The organism is Caenimonas sedimenti, assembly GCF_007833165.1.
GTDB lineage: Bacteria > Pseudomonadota > Gammaproteobacteria > Burkholderiales > Burkholderiaceae_C > Ramlibacter > Ramlibacter sedimenti.
Genome location: NZ_VOBQ01000013.1, coordinates 120,765 through 140,560, shown reverse-complemented (window position 1 = coordinate 140,560; position 19,796 = coordinate 120,765). Strand labels below are relative to the sequence as shown.

Annotated in this window: 20 protein-coding genes and 1 tRNA gene; 5 read left to right on the top strand and 16 right to left on the bottom strand. The window is 68.1% G+C overall.

Features of this window, described 5'->3' with window-relative positions:
* Positions 1 to 109: 109 nt before the first annotated feature.
* A complete protein-coding gene (locus FN976_RS16910) occupies positions 110 to 1,024 on the top strand; it encodes a hypothetical protein (protein ID WP_145894217.1) in 915 nt (304 codons plus the stop codon).
* 539 nt (positions 1,025 to 1,563) lie between these two features.
* Here FN976_RS16910 and FN976_RS16905 read toward each other — a convergent pair.
* Positions 1,564 to 1,639 (bottom strand) — tRNA-Lys (locus FN976_RS16905).
* Positions 1,640 to 1,819: 180 nt separating this feature from the next.
* Between FN976_RS16905 and FN976_RS16900 the strand changes: the two genes are divergently transcribed.
* Positions 1,820 to 2,941: a helix-turn-helix transcriptional regulator gene (locus FN976_RS16900; protein ID WP_145894216.1), complete on the top strand. Its 1,122-nt coding sequence runs from the start codon at positions 1,820 to 1,822 to the stop codon at positions 2,939 to 2,941.
* Between the two features lie 13 nt (positions 2,942 to 2,954).
* Here FN976_RS16900 and FN976_RS16895 read toward each other — a convergent pair whose 3' ends face one another.
* The 7 genes from FN976_RS16895 to FN976_RS16865 are packed head-to-tail and all read right to left on the bottom strand — an operon-like array spanning position 2,955 to position 9,174.
* Positions 2,955 to 3,734, bottom strand: a complete 780-nt coding sequence (locus FN976_RS16895) for a tRNA threonylcarbamoyladenosine dehydratase (RefSeq protein WP_145894215.1) — start codon at positions 3,732 to 3,734, stop codon at positions 2,955 to 2,957.
* Positions 3,731 to 4,840 carry a YeeE/YedE family protein gene (locus FN976_RS16890; RefSeq protein WP_145894214.1) on the bottom strand — a complete coding sequence of 370 codons (1,110 nt, stop codon included), beginning with the start codon at positions 4,838 to 4,840 and terminating at the stop codon, positions 3,731 to 3,733. Before FN976_RS16890 ends, FN976_RS16895 begins: the two co-directional genes overlap by 4 nt.
* 24 nt (positions 4,841 to 4,864) lie before the next feature.
* Positions 4,865 to 5,629, bottom strand: a complete 765-nt coding sequence (gene ybgF / locus FN976_RS16885) for a tol-pal system protein YbgF (protein WP_145894213.1) — start codon at positions 5,627 to 5,629, stop codon at positions 4,865 to 4,867.
* Between the two features lie 9 nt (positions 5,630 to 5,638).
* A complete protein-coding gene (gene pal / locus FN976_RS16880) occupies positions 5,639 to 6,175 on the bottom strand; it encodes a peptidoglycan-associated lipoprotein Pal (protein WP_145894212.1) in 537 nt (178 codons plus the stop codon).
* A gap of 49 nt (positions 6,176 to 6,224) precedes the next feature.
* Positions 6,225 to 7,505, bottom strand: a complete 1,281-nt coding sequence (tolB, locus tag FN976_RS16875) for a Tol-Pal system beta propeller repeat protein TolB (RefSeq protein WP_255440513.1) — start codon at positions 7,503 to 7,505, stop codon at positions 6,225 to 6,227.
* 17 nt (positions 7,506 to 7,522) lie between these two features.
* Complete coding sequence (locus FN976_RS16870) at positions 7,523 to 8,368, bottom strand: glycosyltransferase family 2 protein (protein ID WP_145894210.1); 846 nt, start codon at positions 8,366 to 8,368, stop codon at positions 7,523 to 7,525.
* A complete protein-coding gene (locus FN976_RS16865) occupies positions 8,365 to 9,174 on the bottom strand; it encodes a glycosyltransferase family 2 protein (protein WP_145894209.1) in 810 nt (269 codons plus the stop codon). Before FN976_RS16865 ends, FN976_RS16870 begins: the two co-directional genes overlap by 4 nt.
* Positions 9,175 to 9,185: 11 nt before the next feature.
* Between FN976_RS16865 and msbA the strand changes: the two genes are divergently transcribed.
* The 3 genes from msbA (at position 9,186) to FN976_RS16850 (ending at position 13,370) form a co-directional block, all read left to right on the top strand.
* Positions 9,186 to 10,991: a lipid A export permease/ATP-binding protein MsbA gene (gene msbA, locus FN976_RS16860; RefSeq protein WP_145894208.1), complete on the top strand. Its 1,806-nt coding sequence runs from the start codon at positions 9,186 to 9,188 to the stop codon at positions 10,989 to 10,991.
* Between the two features lie 61 nt (positions 10,992 to 11,052).
* The gene (locus FN976_RS16855) at positions 11,053 to 12,285 is read left to right on the top strand and encodes an O-antigen ligase family protein (protein WP_186510927.1); all 1,233 of its coding nucleotides are present in this window, start codon (positions 11,053 to 11,055) and stop codon (positions 12,283 to 12,285) included.
* Between the two features lie 11 nt (positions 12,286 to 12,296).
* Entirely contained in the window at positions 12,297 to 13,370 is a 1,074-nt protein-coding gene (locus FN976_RS16850; RefSeq protein ID WP_145894206.1) for a glycosyltransferase family 9 protein, read from the top strand.
* Positions 13,371 to 13,461: 91 nt separating this feature from the next.
* On the opposite strand, the gene rng is transcribed toward FN976_RS16850, so the two are convergent.
* From rng to FN976_RS16810, 8 genes are read right to left on the bottom strand one after another with little or no spacing between them, the layout of a single operon-like run.
* Positions 13,462 to 14,937 carry a ribonuclease G gene (gene rng, locus FN976_RS16845; RefSeq protein WP_145894205.1) on the bottom strand — a complete coding sequence of 492 codons (1,476 nt, stop codon included), beginning with the start codon at positions 14,935 to 14,937 and terminating at the stop codon, positions 13,462 to 13,464.
* A 15-nt stretch (positions 14,938 to 14,952) separates the two neighbouring features.
* Positions 14,953 to 15,564, bottom strand: coding sequence for a Maf family protein (locus tag FN976_RS16840; protein ID WP_255440511.1), 612 nt, complete (start codon positions 15,562 to 15,564; stop codon positions 14,953 to 14,955).
* Entirely contained in the window at positions 15,557 to 16,024 is a 468-nt protein-coding gene (gene rlmH / locus FN976_RS16835; protein WP_145894203.1) for a 23S rRNA (pseudouridine(1915)-N(3))-methyltransferase RlmH, read from the bottom strand. Before rlmH ends, FN976_RS16840 begins: the two co-directional genes overlap by 8 nt.
* 2 nt (positions 16,025 to 16,026) lie before the next feature.
* On the bottom strand, positions 16,027 to 16,698 hold the full coding sequence (gene rsfS, locus FN976_RS16830) for a ribosome silencing factor (RefSeq protein ID WP_145894202.1): 672 nt from the start codon (positions 16,696 to 16,698) through the stop codon (positions 16,027 to 16,029).
* The gene (gene nadD / locus FN976_RS16825) at positions 16,698 to 17,303 is read right to left on the bottom strand and encodes a nicotinate-nucleotide adenylyltransferase (RefSeq protein WP_349291386.1); all 606 of its coding nucleotides are present in this window, start codon (positions 17,301 to 17,303) and stop codon (positions 16,698 to 16,700) included. The genes rsfS and nadD overlap by 1 nt, the downstream gene beginning before the upstream one ends.
* A complete protein-coding gene (gene hemF / locus FN976_RS16820; protein ID WP_145894351.1) occupies positions 17,300 to 18,217 on the bottom strand; it encodes an oxygen-dependent coproporphyrinogen oxidase in 918 nt (305 codons plus the stop codon). The genes nadD and hemF overlap by 4 nt, the downstream gene beginning before the upstream one ends.
* 2 nt (positions 18,218 to 18,219) lie before the next feature.
* Complete coding sequence (gene purD, locus FN976_RS16815) at positions 18,220 to 19,500, bottom strand: phosphoribosylamine--glycine ligase (RefSeq protein ID WP_145894201.1); 1,281 nt, start codon at positions 19,498 to 19,500, stop codon at positions 18,220 to 18,222.
* Positions 19,497 to 19,796: a hypothetical protein gene (locus tag FN976_RS16810; RefSeq protein WP_145894200.1), complete on the bottom strand. Its 300-nt coding sequence runs from the start codon at positions 19,794 to 19,796 to the stop codon at positions 19,497 to 19,499. Before FN976_RS16810 ends, purD begins: the two co-directional genes overlap by 4 nt.

The following is a 19,796-nucleotide window of genomic DNA, read 5'->3' as shown; positions in this document are numbered from 1 at the left end:
TAGTCAGAGTAAGGAGCCACGAGCAGCCTTGAGTAGTACATGCTTATTAGCATGAAGGCCCAGCGTGCTGGTATATATACCAGCACGCTGGGCCTTCAAGACTAACCCTATGGACCTAACTGCAGACCCCATCAAACTCGCGCGCCTAAAGGTTTCCAAAGCAGCAATGCATCGGCACTTCGAAGCATCGACGCAGCGAACCTTTGGGGCGGTGGAGCTTGCTGCCTTAATCGAGGAGAAAGCCGTTGCATGGAGGCTTCCAGCCAATGCATCCCCCCGTGACGTCATAGAGTTCCTGACGCAGAACAGCAAGCTTAAACGTATCACCTTGCCTCGCCACAGCGGCAACGCGTCAATTTCGATCTTTACTTGGAACACTCCTTCAATCTACCAACTACTTCAGACAAGTCACCCCAGCTCCTACTTCACCCATTCCACTGCCCTGCACTTTCACAAGTTGTCTAGCACTTCCCCGGCGGCCATCTATCTGAATACAGAGCAACGCCCCCGGCAGCAAGACGGAGAACTCCAGCAGCACCGAATTGATTCTGCTTTCAGGAGGCATCCACGCGTCACACAAAGCGTTGGCCACGTCGATGACACGCGCGTTCACTTCGTGAACGGAATGCACACCGGTGCGGCTGGTGTGATTGAACAGGAAGTCAGTATTGCCGGAGTCGGAGCATCCCCTCTGCGATTTACCAACCTTTCACGAACTCTGATAGACATTGTTGTCCGGCCAGCGTACAGCGGTGGCGCGAGAGAAGTGATCAATGCCTATAAGGCGGCTCGGGATCAAACGTCACCGAAAGAACTGGCGGACCTGCTCTCGCAGCTCAACTACATCTATCCCTATCACCAATCAGTTGGCTACTGCTTAGAACAAGCGGGTCATTCCCAGGCAAGCCTGCGGGCGCTTAAACGATTGCCTCGAGAGTTCGAATTCTATTTAGTCCATCACAGAGGTGACTTCAAGTACATCCCCGAGTGGAGACTACATATTCCAGCTGACTTGGAGATATGAGGGCAGCCAGCTGGGGAGCGCAACGACGGTACTGCGAGTTGGCTTGAAACTACTCGCACCCGGACTCCAGATCGCTAGCGACCCGCTGCGCGCCAGAAACAAGCCGGCTCGCTGAAGTCGTCGAAGGAAGTGCATTCCCGGTCGCGCGCGGATGGATCTGAATACACCACGACCTTCCCGAGGTGGGCCGCGTCGGAAGAGCGCGAGGCCACAGAGTGACCTGAGCATTGACTACTTGCCAGCGGCAGCGGTCAGCGGTCCACCAAGAGAGATCACTGCCGAATCAAGGCAATCACTTCTGGCACCGGCAACCAATACACGGACGACCATCAACCTGGCCCACGCCTAGCGCACAGCCGTGTCGCAGCTCGATCGCGGTCCCTCAGGTTCTGCGCACCTCGGGAGCAAGGCTCTGTCACCAAGCTGGAATTCCAAGAGGGATGGTCTCATGAGCCGGCCGTTGGCTACATGGTGGCTACATAGAGGTTTTTTGATCAGAAGTTGCTATCAAGTTTCTAGCAATGACCACAGGCCTGTAGTGGTAGGACGTGCAGGATTCGAACCTGCGACCAACGGATTAAAAGTCCGCTGCTCTACCAACTGAGCTAACGTCCCGGCCGGTTTTCACCGCGTCGTGTGCGGCAAAGCCCGCGATTATAGCCAGCCCCGGGGCACTATTCCAGAGCGGAAAAAATCGCGCAGCGGTGTTGCGCGCATGCAGCATCCCGGACCGTTACACCGGAAGAGGGATGCCGGACCTGTCCAGTCGTGTTGCAATTGGAAACAGGTTGTTGCATGAATCAGTTCCAGGACAAGCATTTCGCCGAAAGCGTGGACGCGCTGTACCAGTGCATCACGGACGAAGGCCAGTGGCCGGCGGCGCTGCAGGCCATCAGCCGGCTGATGGACACGCCTGGCGTGAGCGTGCTGCGGACCACGCCGCGCGCCGATAGCCTGCTCGACATGCGGTCGCTGAACCAGGATCCCGAGACGCAGTTGCTGTACCGCGAGTACTACTGGCAGTTCGATCCGACCCACGCCGCATCGCGGGATGCCCCCGTGGGCCAGTGGATCGATTGCAGCGACCTGCTCGACCCGCAAACCACGCCGCACCCCGAATACGTCAAGGACTACGCGCTCAAGCACGGCATCCGCTGGGTGGCGGGCGGCAAGGTGCACGGTGACGACGAGGTCTGCGTGATCGTCGGATTGCAGCGCGGCAGCGACGCCTTGCCGTTCGAAGAAGATTGCCGCCAGCGCTTCGAGGCGCTGGCCCCGCACGTCAAACGCGCGTCGCTGTTGTCGGCCGAACTTCAGAGCCTGCGCAAGCAGCGCGCCTTCGCGGCTGCGGCGCTCGATGAGCTGTCGCATGCCGCCTTCGTGGTCGATGCGATGGGGGCCGTGCTGCAGACCAACCGGGCCGGCGAGGCCTTGCTCTCCCTGGCGCCCGCCGGCCCTCTTCGCAGCAAGAACGGCCTGCTGCAACTGGTGAGCACGGCGCGCCAACCCCGGCTGGCCGCCGCCCTGGCCCAGGCGTGCGGCAAGGGTGCGCGCAAGGCCGCGGCGTTCCAGGAGCGAGCAGGTCCCACCGCGAAGCGCTGGGCCATTCGCGTCGTCCCGCTGCACAGTCTGGGGGGCGCGGCGCTGGTCTATGCCGCGGACCTGCCGGCACTGCCGCCACCGGCGAAGCTGTTGCAGGAAGTGCTGGGCCTGACACCGGGTGAAGCGGGGGTCGCCTTCCTGCTGGCCGACGGGCTGAACGTGAAGGAGATCGCGGCGGCCCGCGGCGTGACCGAGTTCACCGTCCGCACGCAGATGCGCGTGCTGCTCTCCAAGGCCGGCGCACGCCGGCAAAGCGAACTGACCCAGTTCCTGTTTTCGATCCCGGGCGTGCGCAGCGACGGCATCGGCCGCTGAACAGCCCCGTGCCTCAGCGCCCGCCGCGCCGCGCGAGCTGATCGAGCACCCACCCCGCCGCGCACTGGCCGAAGGTGGCTGTCACGCTGACGACCGAGCCATAGCCATGACAGTTGAGCGATCCGTCCCCCTCGATGGCGCATGACGCATCGGGCGGCGCCACCGGTTCGCGGCTGAAGACGCAGGGCACGCCGATCTTCTTGCCTGCCTTGGGCGCGCCATCGAACTTGCGCAGCCGGTAGCGCAATTGCGCCAGCAACGGGTCGTGCGTGGTGGCGGCCAGGTCGTCGATGTCGACCTGGTGCGCGAGGCGCTTGCCGCCGGCCGCGCCACAGGCGATGAACAGCGTTTTCGTCCGCAGCGCCCAGGACGCCATGGCTACCTTCGCCTTCACCTGGTCGCAGGCGTCGATGACGGCATCCACTTTCACCTCCGGCAAGAGGGCTGGCCAGTTCTCCGGGTCGACGAACTCCTCCACCGCGTACACGCGGCAGTGGGGGTGGATCTGCCCGATGCGCTCCTTCATGGCCAATACCTTCGCCTGGCCGACGGTGCTTTCCAGCGCGTGGATCTGCCGGTTGATGTTCGATTCGGCCACGTGGTCCAGGTCGATCAGGGTCAGCGCGCCCACGCCGCTGCGGGCCAACGCTTCCACGGCCCAGGAGCCCACGCCGCCGATGCCGGCCACGGCAACATGCGCGCCACGGATCGCCGCCGCGCCGTCCATGCCGAAGAGACGCTCCAGCCCGCCGAAGCGCCGCTGCAGGTCCGCCGCTTCGTCCAGGTGCGTCATGGCGCGCCCTCCAGCCGCCACAGCTGGTACTTGAAGCCGCCGACCGCCCCCGCCACGATGGCGGCCACCGCGGTCACGCTGGTGGCACTCAAGGTCGAGAGCCCGCTCAGGCCCTGGCCGATGGTGCAACCCATGGCCGTGACGCCGCCGACGCCCATCAGGACGCCCCCTGCCAGGTGGTTTGCGACATCCTCTGTGCCGCCGAAGCCCTCCCAGCGGAAGGTCCGGCCGAGCAGCGCGGCAGCGGCCGAACCGGCGATGACGCCGACCACGGAGACGATGCCCACCGTCAACAGCTTGCTCCTGTCACTGAAGAACATCAGCCAGTCCAGCGTGTACGCGACCGGCGCGACGAAACTGAGCGCTTCCGACCGGCCGGAATTGGTCGCGACGAAGGCCTCTTGCAGCGTCTCAGGGTGCTCCGCGACGTAGCCCATGTGGCCCGAAACCCACCATGCCACTGCCACGACGGCGCCGATGCCCAGGCCGGCCAGCAGGTTGTCGAAGGTGCGGAACCCGCGGCCAAGAAGTGCCCAGGCGACCATGGCGCCGCCGACGAGCAACGCACAGATGAGGCCTGCCGCCGCCATCGACAAGCCGGTGGTCGCCGCGACGCTGGCCGGAAGCAGCGCCGGTTGCGCGAACTCCACGGCAATCCGGTCGACCGTCGCCACGCGAGCCACCGCCGTGATTCCCTTCAGCGTGGCAAAGGCCGAGATCCCCAGCACAACGAACACCACGACGGATTTCAGGTTGCCGCTGCCGATGCGCACCAGCGTCTTGCTGCCGCAACCCGAGGCCAGCACCATGCCGAAGCCGAACATCAGTCCGCCAGCAGTCGCCGAGAGCCAGAGCCAGCGGTTGCCGCTGTAGAGGGTCTTGCCAGGATCGACCTGGCCCGCCGCGGCCAACATCCAGAAGCCGATCATGGCCACCCCGCCGGCCAGCACCCATTGGCGCAAGCGCGTCGCGTCACCCAGGTTCACCACATCGCCGATGGCGCCCATGGTGCAGAAATGCGTGCGCTGGGCGATCGCGCCGAACGCGAAGCCAAGAAAAAAGGCCGCCAGGAGCACCTTGGCGGCCAGAGCATCCAGCTCGGGCATGGAGCGATTCTAGGTCGGCACCTTTTACCGCAAGCGCGCGAGCCTTTCCTTGGCCGCACTGGCCGCTTCCGATTGGGGATACGCCTTCACCAGGTCGTCGAGGGTCCGGCGGGCACTGGCGTTGTCCTTCAGCTCGATCTGGCAGTTGGCGATCGACAGCACGGCCTCCGGCGCGCGCGAATGGTCCGGAGCTTGCTGCAGCAGCGCGCGGAAGTTCGAGATGGCGCCGCGGTAGTCGCGGTTGGCGTACTGCGCGTTGCCCAGCCAGAACAGCGCGGTGGCACGGTAACCGCTTTGCGGATAGCGCTTCATGAACTCGGTGAAGGCCGATTGCGCGGCCACGAACTCGCCCTTGCGGAACGAGCCCAGGGCCGCTTCGAACTCGCGCTGCTCCGCCGGGTCGGCCGCGAACTCGCGGCCATCGACCGTGACTTGCACCGGCTCGAACTTGCGCAGGCGCTCCTCGACCCCCTGCGCGACATCCTTCTGGCGGCGCTGCAGTTCGGAAATCTCGCGCAGCAAGGTTTCGTCCTGCCCGCGCAGGCGCGCGAGTTCACCGCGCAGCGATTCGATCTGGCTCTGCAGGTCGAGCATGCTGCGGCGGAGCGTCGCGTTCTCCTCGTTGGCGCGGCGCAGGTCTTCGCTCAGCACCTGGCGCTGCTGCTCGACCCGCTGGCGCAGATCGAGGATGGCGCGGCGCGCTTCGTCGTCCTCGAACAGGGCGGCGCGCGCCATCGGGGCCGCGAACGCGGAAGCTGCCAGCAAGGCGGTCAGGGCGATTTGTCTCATGGCGTGGCTCTAGCGGTAAGCGAATTCGGCGCGGCGATTGCGCGCATAGGCGGATTCATCGCTGCCCGGCTGGGCGGGCTTTTCCTTGCCGAAGCTCACGGCCTCGACTTGCGCGTCGGTCACGCCGAGCAGTCCGAGCGCGCGGCGCACGGCCTCCGAGCGCCGCTGTCCCAGCGCCAGGTTGTATTCGCGGCCGCCGCGCTCGTCGGTGTGGCCCTCGATCACGACCCGCTTGCCGTTGTTGGTCTTCAGGAAATTGGCATGGGCCTGGATCGCGTTCTGGAACTCCGGCTTGACGACATAGCTGTCGTAGTCGAAGTAGATCACGCTGGCCACGTTGGCCGGGCCGGCATTGCCGCCGCGCGTGGGATCGATCGTGACCGGTGCCACCTGGCTCTGCCCACCGGCACCCGGCACGCCACCCGTGCCGGGCGTCACGGCACTGCCCTGGCGTTCTTCCACGGGCACGTCGTTGAGCTTCACGCCGCTGGAGCAAGCCATGAGCGTGGCCGACAGCAACGCGGTGGCAAGGATGCGGATCTTCATTTGCTTCTTCCTCCTGGAATACGGATGTGCGATGTCAGCGATTGGATCATCAACGCTGGAAAGGGCCCCAGTCGGGTTCGCGGATGTCACCGCCCTGCCCCGCCAGGCGCGCCTTGATCTTGCCGTCGATGGTGGTGGTCATCAGCGCTTCGCGGCCGTTCTGGCGCGTGGCATAGACGATCAGCCGGCCGTTCGGCGCGAAGCTCGGACTCTCGTCGGACGTGGTCTCGGTGACCGAAACCACATTGCCGCTCGCGAGTTCCATCACCTGCAACTTGAAGGCGCCGCTGATGCGCGAAATATAGGCGAGCCAGCGGCCGTCGGGACTCAGCGCCGGGGAGATGTTGTAACTCCCCGTAAAGGTGACGCGCTGGGGTTCGCCGCCCCCCGCGCCCATGCGGTAGATCTGCGGCGCGCCGCCACGGTCGCTCACGAAATAGATGTTGCGGCCGTCCGCGGAATACAGGGGCTCGGTGTCGATGCTGCCCGACTGTGTGAGGCGCTTGGCCTCGCCGCCGCTCGAGGCGATCGTGTACAGCTGCGACCCGCCGTCGCGGGTGAGCGTCACGGCCAGCGTGCGGCCGTCGGGCGACCAGGCCGGCGCGCTGTTGGAGCCGCGGAAGTTGGCGATCAGCCGGCGTTGCCCGGTGGACACGTCGTGCACGTAGACCACGGGCTTGCGTGATTCGAACGACACGTAGGCGAGCTGGCCGCCGTTGGCCGACCAGGCCGGCGAAATGATGGGCTCCGGGCTCGCCAGGGCGGATTGCGCGTTCTCGCCGTCGGCGTCCGCCACCCACAGGTTGTAGCGGGTACCGCCCTTGGTCACGTAGGCGATGCGGGTGGAGAACACGCCTTTCTCGCCGGTGAGCTTCTCGTAGATCATGTCGGCGATCCGGTGCGCCGCCAGGCGCAGGTCGCCTCCGGCCACCACGAAGCTCTGGCCGCCCAGGTCCTGCCCGCGCACCACGTCCCACAGGCGGAAGCGCACGTCGTAGCGGCCATCGGCCAGGCGGCTGACACTGCCCACGGCGAGCGAATCCGCGCCCTTCTGGCGCCACGGACTCACGTCGGGGCGGCTGGTTTCGTCCAGCGCGGCGCCGGCGGTGTCCACCGGCCGGAACTGGCCGCTGCGCTCCAGGTCGGCCTGGACAATGGCGCCGATCTTCTGCGGCGCCTCCGCGTCCCCACGGAACGCCGCGATGGCGATGGGCAACTGGGTCGTGCCCACGCCCGTGACTTCCACGCGGAACTGGGCCAGGGCCGGCACGGCGGCCAGGGCCCCGAGCGCGGCCAGCGCCTGCCGGCGCCCGGTAAATGTTGGTTGCATGCTGCTTAGTGGTGTCTTCATCGGTTGAGTTCAGTCACGACCGTTTCTGTTGTGTGAAAGGCCTCGGCCAGGCCCACTTCGGCCCGAATGATGCCGCTTTTCGCGCGGTCCGCCACCCGCTGGCGGTTGGCGGCCTCGCCCGAACGGCTGTGCTCGGCGTGCCATAGATGGTAGACCTCCGTGCCGAGGAAGCCATTTTTGCGCGCCAGGCCCTGGTGGTGCAGCCGCAGCACCAGGTCCGCGTCTTCATGGCCCCAGCCCGCATAGACCTCGTCAAAGCCGTTCACGGCCTCGAAGTCGCTGCGGTGCAAGGCGAAGTTGCAGCTGCGGATGCCTTTCCAGTGGAAGCGCCGCTCGACGCGTCCTGGAGCGCCGGGCCACGCGAACAGGTGGGTGAGCTTGTTGGCGTCGCCCGCGAGCCGCAGGCGCAGCCAGTCGCTGGCCCGCAAGCGTGCCAGGTCGGTCTTGCCCTGCACCGCTTCCTGGGTGAGCCTCGGACTGAGCAGGACGCGGCTGCCATTGACGAAATGCCCGGCCTCGGCCAGCTGGGCGTGCTGCGCGGCGAAGCGCGGATTGGGCACGCAGTCGCCATCCATGAAGACGAGATAGTCCGCCGCGGCTCGCGCCGCGCCCAGGTTGCGCGCACGCGATGCGGTGAAGCCCACGTCGGGCTGCCAGACATGCAGCACCCGCGCGGAGAAGCGCGGCAAGCCGGCGCGCACGGCCGCCACGTTCTCCGGCCGTGAGCCATCGTCGGCGATCACCACGACGTCGCCGGGGCCGCACTGCGGGGCCAGCCCGCGCAGCACGGCCAGCAAGGCGTCCGGCCGGTTGTACGTGAGGACGATGTAGCCCGTTCTCACGGCGCGTTGCCGGCCCGCCGCTGCAGCAACCACAGCTTCAGGTAGCGGTAGTACGTGCCTTCCGCATTGGAGACGGCCAGCGCGAAGCCCATCCGGCCATCGAGGAAACCCCGCTGCAGGACGAAGGTCCGCAGGAACGCCCACAGCCCGTGGGCCACGGCCTTGCCCGGGGAACCGCGGCGGCCCTCGGCGAGCATGCGCTCGGCACCGGCTGTGGAGTAGCGGTCCATCTTCTGCAGGGCCGATTCCAGGCTGGGGATGCTTTCATGCAAGAGGTCATGGCGCAGGTGGCCGATGCTGCCGGTGGGCAGCAGCCGCTCGTGCACCAGGTCGTCGGAAAAGCGCGCCGTGCCGCGGCGGAACAGGCGCGTCACGCGGTCCGGGTACCAGCCCGAGTGCGCCATGTACTGGCCGCAGTAGCTGGAGCGGCGCGGCAGGTCCCAGGCGTCGGCCGCTGTGGTCCGGGCTTGCACCACGGCGAGGATTTCGTCACGCAGCGTGGGCGTTACACGTTCGTCGGCATCGATCGAAAGGACCCACGGACGGGTCGCCAGCGCGAGCGCGCGGTTCTTCTGCGGACCGAAGCCGGGCCAGTCCGGCGTGTGGTGCACCTGGGCCCCGGCCGCGCGCGCGATCTCCACTGTGCGGTCGGTGCTGGCGTTGTCGACCACGATGACCTCGCCGGCGAAGGCCAGGGAGGCGAGGCAGGCCGCGATGTTGGCCTCCTCGTTGCGCGTGATGACGATGGCGCTGAGCTCGCTTCGCGTTTCCGGGGGGCCTGCGGATTCGCTGGATAATCCACGCATGAACTCCGATTATGCCCGCGCCTCCTGTCGTGCCTGAGACGACCCTGAGCGCGCCGGCCGCTGCCGTTCCCGCAGGCGGCGCCGATCCCAGCCTGATCGACCGCATCCGCCGCGTGTTCCCGTACATCGCGCACGTGCGGCGCATCTGGCTGGTCGTGTTGGCCGCCACGGTGGTGGGCGCGCTGACCGAGCCTGCCGTGCCCGCGCTGCTGAAGCCGCTGCTCGATCAAGGCTTCCGCAAGGACAGCTTCAATCCGTGGCTGGTACCGGCGGCATTGCTGGGGCTGTTCGGACTGCGTGGCCTCGCCGGCTTCATCGCCGACGTCGCCCTGGCGAAGATCGCCAACGAGGGCATGTTCGCGCTGCGCCGCGCCCTGTTCGGCCGGCTGCTCGACGCGCGCATGGACCTGTTCGCGCGCGAGTCCGCCAGCTCGCTCGCCAACAGCATCGTCCATGAGGTGCAGAACGGCTTCAGCCTGCTGGTCAACGCGCTGACGGCGCTGGTCAAGGACAGCCTGGCGCTGGTTGCGCTGCTCGGCTACCTCATCTACCTCAACTGGCAGCTCACGCTGATCGTGGGCCTCATGGCGCCGGCCGTCGCCTGGCTGATGCGCACGGCCTCGCGGCGCCTCTATCGCCTCGCCAAGAGCAGCCAGGCGGCGACCATCGAACTCTCGTACGCCGTCGAGGAAAACGTGCTGGCCAACCGCGTGGTGCGGCTGCACGCGGCGCAACCCGCGCAGGCCGAGCGCTTCGGGGCCCTGAGCCTGACCTTGCGCCGCCTCGCCATGAAATCGGCGGTCGCGTCGGCGCTGATCACGCCGACCATGCACATGCTCGCGGCCGCGGCCCTCTCGGTGGTGATCAGCATCGCGCTCTGGCAAAGCGGCGACGCGATGACGGTCGGTGCGTTCGCCGCCTTCGTCGCGGCCATGCTGATGCTGATCGCGCCGGTGAAGCGCCTGTCGGAAGTCACCAGCCCCATCACCCGCGCGCTGGCCGCCCTGGAGCGCTCGTTCGACCTGGTGGAGCACATGCCCGCCGAAGCCGGCGGCACCTACGCGCCGGAGCGCGCCACCGGCCGGCTGGAGCTGCGCAACGTGACCGTGCGCTACCCGGGCGCCAACCGCTCCGCGCTGCAAGACCTGTGGCTGGACGTCGCGCCCGGCGAGGTGATCGCACTGGTGGGGCCCTCCGGCTCCGGCAAGACCACCCTGGCCAACCTGCTCCCCCGTTTCGTGGAGCCCAACGGTGGCGCAGTGGTGCTGGACGGCCATGAACTGCCCGACTGGGATTTACACGCGCTTCGCCGCCAGTTCGCAATGGTCAGCCAGGATGTCGTGATGTTCAACGACACCCTGGCGGCGAACGTGGCCCTGGGCCACCAGATCGACCGCGCGAAGGTGCAGCGGGCCCTGGAAGCCGCCAACCTGGGCCAGCTGGTCGAGCAACTGCCCCAGGGCATCGACAGCCAGGTCGGCCACAACGCGGCGGCGCTGTCCGGCGGCCAGCGGCAACGCCTGGCCATCGCCCGGGCGCTCTACAAGGATGCGCCCGTGTTGATCCTCGACGAGGCGACTTCCGCGCTGGACAACGAATCCGAGCGCATGGTGCAGGAAGCGCTGCGCCGGCTGATGGCGGGCCGCACCACGCTGATCATCGCGCACCGCCTCTCCACCATCGAGCACGCCGACCGCGTGGCCGTGCTGGACCACGGACGCCTGGCGGAGCTGGGCACGCACGCGGAACTGCTGGCGCGCGGCGGGCTGTATGCGCGGCTGCGCGCATTGCACCAGACGCAGGGGACGCTGGAATGAGCGCCGCCCGGCCGCTCCGAAGGCGCTCAGCCCCGAAGTCCGCAGGACGGAGGGAAGCCGAATGAGCGCCGTGGTGCCAGATGACCTGGTGGGACGGCCGGCGGTCGCCTGGAGCGAGCGCGCCTTCCAAGGCGTGCTGACCACCGGCCTGGGCTGCCTCGGATTCTTCCTGCTGTTCTCCACGGCCGGCACCAGCATCTCGCTGTTCGCGCTGCTCTGTCTGTGCTTCCTCTCGCCCCTGCGCATCTGGCGCCTGAAGCCCTGGCGCGAGCCGGTCCTGGGCATCGGCCTCGTGCTGCTGGCCTACATCGCCATGCGCACCTTCATCGGCGAAGGACTCACCTGGTCGAGCGTCGGAGCACTGAACCGCTACCACGAGCTGCTGATGCTGCCGCTGCTCTGGGCCATGATGCGCATTGCGCGCCGGCCGCAGGCTTTCTCGAGCGGGCTGATGGTGGGTGCCCTGGTCTTCGCGGCGATGCACTGGCTGTCGCCGCTCATCCCGCAACTCGGGCCCTTCCTGCATTCGCGCCGCATTTCGGCCGGTTTCGGGCTGGCCGTCTGCGCCTACCTGCTGTTCGAGCATGGCCGGCTGGGCGCCTTGCGCAAGTGGCTGGCCTATGGCGCCGCGATTTTCCTGAGCATCACGGTGATCTTCGCGGGGGAGGGCCGGACTGGCCACCTCGTGCTGCTGGTGCTCCTGGGCTGCGCGGCCTACCGCGCCGCACCGCACCGCTGGCGCCTGCCGGTCATGATGGCCATCCTGGTCGGCGGCCTCTTCGTCGCATCCATGTCGCAGCCGGTCCGCCTCCGCCTGGTGGAAACCTGGAAGGATGCGCAGGCCACCAACAACGGGGTGGTCGTGGCCAACAGCTCCACCGGCGCACGCATCGAGCTGTTCCGCAACGGGCTCATCGTCGCGCGCGAGAACTGGGTATTGGGCACCGGATGGCAGAACTACCAGACGGAGTTCGCCAGGGCCTCCGCGCCCCGCCACAATGGTTCGCGCGATGTGCTGGGCAGCACCGCCGACAACCCGCACAACGAATACCTCATGCAGCTGGGCGCCGGCGGCCTGCCGGCATTGGTGCTGTTCATGCTCTGGCTGGCCTGGCCGTTCTGGCGAGCCTTGCGCGAAGGCGAAGACCGCAGCCCCTGGGCCGGCGCGGTGGGCTCGGTGGCCCTGGCCTTCGCCACCGGGTGCCTGTTCAATTCGCTGCTGCTCGACTACGTCGAAGGCCACTTCTACGGCTGCCTGATGGCCTGGCTGCTGGTGCGCCGGCTGCATCACTAGGTCAAGGTCCCATGCGCTCCGTGCTGGTGGTGGTGACGCGCCAGATCGGCGACGTGCTGCTGACCACGCCGCTGATCCGCGCCGCCCGGCGCCAATGGCCCGATGCGCGCATCGACGTGCTGGGGCTGGAAGGCACGCTGGGCATGTTGCGCGGCAACCCCGATATCCACACCACGATCGCGATGCCGATGCGTGCCAGCCCCGTGCGGTGGCTGCGCCTGTTCGCTGGCCTGTGGCGCCGCTACGACCTGGCCCTGGTGGCCGACCCCGGTGACCGGGCGCACCTGATCGGCTGGGTCGCGGGGCGCGAGCGTGCCGGGCTGCTGGCCGCGGGTGGCGGCAGTCATTGGTGGAAGCGGCGGGCGCTGCGCCACGCGGTGCCGCTGGCGGGCGACCTTGGGGACGTGCATGTGGTGCGGGAGCGGTTGGCCTTGCTTGCACCGTGGCAAGGCCACGCGGCACCGGAGAGCGCCCTGGTCGGCCCCTCCGGCGAAGCCTTGCCGCAAGCCCTGCGGCAGCGCCTCGCGCCCGGCTACGTGGTCGTGCACACGCCATCGATGTGGCGCTACAAGCAGTGGCCGCCGGATCACTTCCGCGAGCTGATCGGCCTGCTCGCGCTGGCCGGGCGGCAAGTCGTGCTGACCGGCGGGCCGGGTGCCGGCGACCGCGAGACCGTGGCGGCGATGGAGGGCGCCGCGCCGCCGGATCAGCTGGTGGATGCCGGCGTGCTGAATTTCAACCAGGTCGCCGAGCTGCTGCGCGGCGCGGCGCTCTACATCGGCCCGGACACCTCGGTGACGCACCTGGCCGCCGCCTGCGGCACGCCCGTGCTCGCGATCTTCGGGCCGACGAATCCGCAGCGCTGGGCGCCTTGGCCGGCGGACGGCGCGCAGCCGATCCGCTTCCAGCGCCAGGCGCCGAAACAATCAATCGGTCAAGTCACGCTGATGCAAGCGACGCTGCACTGCGTGCCCTGCGGCAAGGCCGGCTGTGAAGATCATCGCGACAGCCGCGCGGATTGCCTGATGGCGATCACGCCGGAGCGGGTGGCGGCGCAGGCGCTGGAGCTGCTGGCACGGAGGTGAGCGTGCTGGGGTTCGCCTGCGGGCTCACCCCAGCCTACGCGACCGCACGGACCGCATGTAGGCTGGCGGTGAGCCCGCAGGCGAACCCCAGCTACAGCAGCACGATGTCGTACTGCTCTTGGCCCATGGCACTCTCGCTTTGGAGCGAAATGGGTTTCCCGATGAAGTCGGAAAGCCCGGCCAGGTGCTGGCTCTCCTCGTCCAGGAACAGCTCCACGACCTGCGGCGCCGCCACCACCCGGTACTCACGGGGGTTGAACTGCCTCGCCTCGCGCAGGATCTCCCGCAGGATGTCGTAGCAGACCGTGCGCGCGGTGCGCACGGTGCCCTTGCCCTGGCAGCAGGTGCAAGGCTCGCACAGCAGGTGCGCCAGCGAATCGCGCGTGCGCTTGCGCGTCATCTCCACCAGCCCCAGGTTCGAGAAGCCGCCCGCCATCGTCTTCACGCGATCCCGCGCGAGCTGCTTGCGAAACTCCGCGAGCACGGCATCGCGGTGGTCCTCGCGCTGCATGTCGATGAAGTCCACGATGATGATGCCGCCCAGGTTGCGCAGGCGCAGCTGGCGGGCGATGGCGTGGGCCGCCTCGAGGTTGGTCTTGAAGATCGTGTCGTCGAAATTGCGCGAGCCGACGAAGCCGCCGGTGTTGACGTCGATCGTCGTCAGCGCCTCGGTCTGGTCCACGATCACGTAGCCGCCCGACTTCAGTTCGACCCGTCGCCCGAGCGCCTTGGACAGCTCCTCGTCCACTGAATACAGGTCGAAGATCGGGCGCTCGCCCTTGTACAGCTGCAGCCGCCCCGCGGCGGCCGGCATGAATTCGGCACCGAACTCGGACAGCAGCTGGAACTGCTCGCGCGAGTCGATGCGGATGGTCTGCGTCTCTTCCGTCACCAGGTCGCGCAGCACGCGTTGCAGCAGGTTCAGGTCCTGGTGCAGCAGCGCCGGCGGCGGCAGGCGGGTGGACGCTTCCCGGATGCGCGTCCACGTCTTGCGCAGGTACGCGATGTCCTCGGCCAGCTCGGCGTCGCTCGCGTCCTCGCCGTTGGTCCGCAGGATGAAGCCGCCGCCGGCCGCGCCGATCAATTGCGAGAGCCGCTTGCGCAGGGCCTCGCGCTGGTCGTTCGGGATCTTCTGCGACACACCCACATGGTCGTCCTGCGGCAGGAAGACGAGCAGGCGCCCGGCGATGCTGATCTGCGTGGACAGGCGCGCGCCCTTGGTACCGATGGGGTCCTTGATCACCTGCACCATCAGCGCCTGGCCTTCGAACACCTGTTTCTCGATGGGCACCTGCGGCTGGCTGTTGCGCACCGCTGCCGGCGGCTCGCCGTCGGGCTGGCGCTGCCAGACGTCGGCCACGTGCAGGAACGCCGCGCGCTCCAGCCCGATGTCGATGAAGGCGGACTGCATGCCCGGCAGCACGCGTGCGACCTTGCCGAGGTACACATTGCCGACCAGCCCGCGCTCCAGCGTGCGTTCGACGTGCAGCTCCTGCACGGCGCCGCTCTCGACGATGGCCACGCGCGTTTCCTGCGGCGACCAGTTGACCAGGATGTCCTGTTGCATGCGGCGCAGGATACCTCAGCCCCAGCGGACGCCCACCTTGCGCAGCAGCTGCGCCGTCTCGAACAGGGGCAGGCCCATGATGCCCGTGTAGGAGCCGGCGATGCGGGTGATGAAGGCCGCGGCGGTCCCCTGCACGGCGTAGGCACCCGCCTTGCCGGTGGGCTCGCCGCCCGCGATGTATCCGCGGATCTGCGCCGGCGTTAGCTTGGCGAAGGTGACGCGCGAGTCGCTCAATGCGTCGAAACGGCGGCGGCCGCTCTGCACGGCCACCGCCGTGAGGACTCGATGGGTATGGCCTGACAGTTCGCTCAGCATGCGCGCCGCGTCCCTGGCGTCCTCCGGCTTGCCGTAGATCGCGCGGCCGAGCGCCACCGTGGTGTCCGAACACAGCACCGGTGCCGGTGGCAGTCCGCGCCGCACCAGGCGCGCCACGGCGGCCTCCAGCTTCAGGCCGGTCACGCGCTTCACATACGCGGCGGGTGCCTCACCGGGCCGCACTGCTTCCAGCGCCTCGCTGTCCTCGTCCGGGCCGGGCAGCAGCAGTTCGTGCCGCACGCCGAGCTGCTCCAGCAATTGCCGGCGCCGCGGACTTTGCGACGCCAGGTAGAGGAAGCCCGGACTACTCACGGTGGTAAGGATGGTTCGCATCGATGGACCACGCCCGGTAGAGCTGCTCGGCCAGCAGCACCCGCACCATCGCGTGCGGCAGCGTCAGGTCGGACAGGCGGATGCGCTCGTGCGCCGCCTGCTTGAACGCGGGGTCCAGGCCGTCGGGGCCGCCGATGACGAGCGCCACCACGTCGTTCTCCAGCTGCCAGGCTTGCAGCTTGGCGGCGAGCGCCACGGTGGTCAGGGGTGTGCCCCGCTCGTCCAGCGCCACGATGCGGGCGCCCTTGGGCACGGCAGCGGCGATGCGCTCGCGCTCCGCCGCCAGCAGCGTGGGCAGGGTCTTGGAACCGCGCGGCTCGGTCTTGACAGCCTTCAGTTCCAGCCGGGACTCCGGCGGGAAGCGCTTCGCGTAGTCGTCCCAGGCCGCCTGCGCCCAGTCGGGCACGCGCTGGCCGACCGCGACGACCAGCAGCTTCATGCTCAGCGTTTGCGCGGCGCGGGCTTGGCGGACTTCTTCGCCGCGGGGGCCGACTTGGCCGGCGCGGAGCGCTTGGGCGTGGTCTTCTTGGCCGCGACCTTCACCGTCTTGACGGGAGCGCCGGACTTGCCCGGAGCAGCCTTTTTCCCCGCCGATTTCTTGGCGGGGGCCCCCTTGGCCGCCCGCGCCTCGCGCTCGGCGTCGCGCAGGGCCGTCTTGGCGGCACTGCTGCGGCGCAGCGACGGCGCGGTCGGTTTTCTCGCCGGCGCCGGCTCGGGTTCCTTCACCGGCATGGCCGGCTTGGCCGCGCCCAGGCGCAGCCGCACCGGCTTGTCGCCCCAGATCTCCTCGAGGTGGTAGTACTGGCGGATGGCGGGCTGCATGATGTGCGCCACGGCCGCGCCGCAGTCGACGATGATCCATTCACCGTTGTCCTCGCCCTCGATGCGGGGCTTGGGAAAGCCGGCCTCCCGCACCGAATCCATCACGCTGTGCGCGAGCGCCTTGGTCTGGCGGTTCGAGGTGCCGGACGCGACGATGACGCGCTCGAACAGCGGCGACAGGTGCTCGGTGTTGAAGACCTGGATGTCCTGGGCTTTGACATCTTCCAGGCCATCGACAATGGCGCGCTGGAGTTTTTGCGTGTCTTTCTTCGCGGCGGTCTCTTGGGTCATCAGGGGGTCAGGTAAAGGCGATGGCGTTCAATATAACTGGCAACCCCGGCGGGGACCAGTCGGGTGATGTCCTGCCCGGCGGCAAGCTTGGTGCGGATGTCGGTGGCGCTTTCCCCCATCCGGGGCAATTGCAGGTCGTGAACCCGGGCACCCGGCAAGGCCCGCAGGGCTGCAACGCCATCGGTTTCCTGCGCGCCGCGGCGCGCGACGCAGAGTTCCGCCAGGCGGGCAATGTCTTCCCACTCGCGCCAGGCGGTGAAGCTCGCGGCCTGGTCCTCGCCCATCAGCAGGTGCAGGCGGGCGCCGGGCAGGTCGCGCGCCAGCTCGCGCAGGGTGTCGATGGTGTAGGTGGGGCCCGGCCGCAGGATCTCGCGCTCATCCACGACGGCGCGCGTCACCGGCTTGAATGCCAGCTGGGCCATCGTCAGCCGGTGCTCGGCGCCGGTCAGGTTGCGCGCCTTGTGCCAGGCACGGCCGGTCGGCACCACGTACAGCACGTCGAGTTGGAACTGCCGCACAGCGGCTTCCGCCAGGGCCACATGGGCGACATGCGGCGGGTCGAAGGCGCCGCCGAACAGGCCGACGCGCGGGGCGGTGCCGCTCACAACCAGTCCCGCTTGACCAGGAAGCGCTCGAGCAATTGCGCTTCGGCGCTGCCCGGTTCCGGCTGCGCCTGGTAGGCCCAGCGTGCATGCGGCGGCATCGACATGAGGATGGATTCGGTGCGGCCGCCCGACTGCAGGCCGAAATGGGTCCCGCGGTCCCAGACCAGGTTGAACTCCACATAGCGGCCGCGGCGGAGCAGCTGGTGGGCGCGCTCCCGCTCGCCATGGGAGGCGTCCTTGCGCCGCCGCAGGATCGGCAGATAAGCGTCGAGGAAAGCGTCCCCGACCGCGCGCTGCATTGCGAAGCTCGCCTCGAAACCGCCCTCGAAATGGTCGTCGAAGAAGATGCCGCCGATGCCGCGCGGCTCGTTGCGATGCTTCAGGAAGAAGTAGTCGTCGCACCAGGCCTTGAAGCGCGGGTACTTGTCGGCACCGAACGGCGCGAGGCTGTCGCGGCACACGGTGTGGAAGTGCACCGCGTCTTCCTCGAAGCCGTAGTACGGCGTGAGGTCCATGCCGCCGCCGAACCAGAACACGGGTTCGGCGCCTGGTGGCAACGCCGCCAGCATCCGCACGTTCATGTGCACAGTCGGCGCGTAAGGATTGCGCGGGTGGAAGACGAGCGAGACGCCCAGCGCCTCGAAGGCGGCTCCCACCAGTTCGGGCCGGTTCTGGGTGGCCGAGGGTGGCAGCTTCGGCCCGCGCACGTGCGAGAACCCACAGCCCGCGCGTTCGAAGACGGCGCCCTCCTCCAGGATCATCGTCACGCCGTCGCCCTGCAGGGGCTCGCCCGGATCCTTGCGCCACGCATCGGCCACGAACGCCCGGCCGTCGACCTCGGAGCACGCTCTCGTGATTCGCTGCTGCAGGCCCACCAGCCAGGTGCGGACCTCATCGACCGGCGCGGCTGCCATGGTCACCCGCGGATCGCTTTGTGGCCGATGTCGCGGCGGAACTGCGCGCCATCGAACTGGATGCCGTCCAGCACTTCATAGGCGCGCTGCTGCGCCGCCTTGACGGTTTCGGCCAGCGCGGTGACGCACAACACCCGCCCGCCTGCAGTGAGCGTCGCGCCATCCTTGCCGACGGTGCCGGCATGGAAGACCACGGCATCGTCCGTTTCCTTGGGCAGGCCCGTGATGGCGTCGCCCTTGCGCGGATCCATCGGGTAGCCGGCGGCGGCCATCACCACGCCCAGCGCGACCCGGCGGTCCCAATCCAGGTCGAGCTGGTCGAGGCCACCGGAGGTGGCCGCCATCATCACGTCGTACAGGTCCGACTTCAGCCGCATCATGATGGGCTGGGTCTCCGGATCGCCCATGCGGCAGTTGAATTCCAGGGTCTTCGGCCGCCCTTGCGCGTCGATCATCAGCCCGGCGTAGAGGAACCCGGTGTAGGGAATGCCGTCCTTCTCCATGCCGCGGATGGTCGGCAGGATGATTTCCCGCATGGCGCGCGCGTGCACTTCGGGGGTGACCACCGGGGCCGGCGAATACGCGCCCATGCCACCCGTGTTGGGACCTTCGTCGTTGTCCTGCAGGCGCTTGTGGTCCTGGCTCGTCGCCAGCGCGGTGACGTTCTTGCCGTCGCACAGCACGATGAAGCTGGCTTCCTCGCCCTGCAGGAATTCCTCGATGACGACCCGCGCACCGCCTGCGTTGTGGGCCACCCCCAGCTTGTTGTCCAGCAGCATGAAGTCGATGGCCTCGTGCGCCTCCTGCGCCGTCATGGCCACCACCACGCCCTTGCCTGCCGCCAGGCCGTCCGCCTTGACGACGATGGGCGCGCCCTTCCGGTCCACGTAAGCGTGGGCCGCCGCGGCATCGGTGAAGGTGTCGTATTCCGCCGTGGGGATCTGGTGGCGCAGCATGAAGGCCTTGGAGAACGCCTTCGAGCTTTCCAGCTGCGCCGCCGCCCGCGTCGGACCGAACACCCGCAGGCCGTGGGCCCGGAAGTCGTCGACCACGCCGGCGGCCAGCGGCGCCTCGGGCCCCACGACCGTGAGCGCGATCTTCTCCGCCAGAGCCCAGTCGCGCAGTTGCTGCAGGTCGGTGATGGGGACGTTTTCCAGCCGCGCGTCCAGCAGCGTCCCGCCGTTGCCGGGCGCCACGTACACGGCCTGCACCTTGGGCGATTGCGCCAGCTTCCAGGCCAGCGCGTGTTCGCGGCCGCCGCCGCCGATGACCAGGACTTTCATGCGTAGGGCCGGAAGAAGAGGAGGTAGCTCACGTAACCGATCAGGAGGATGAGGATGGGCATGATGACGACGAACAGCTTGCGCGCCTTCTGCTGGATGGCCAGCGCGCCGCTGTTGACGGCGAGCGCGGCGTCGTTGACCTGGCTGGCCCGGGCGATCTGGGCGCGCTGCTCGTCCAGCAGCGATCTCTGCATCTCGATGGACTCGCGTTGCAGCGCGATGGCTTCACTGCGCAGGGCATTGCCTTCGCGCAGCAGTTGCTCGATGCGTTCGAGCGCCGCTTCAGACTCGTTCAT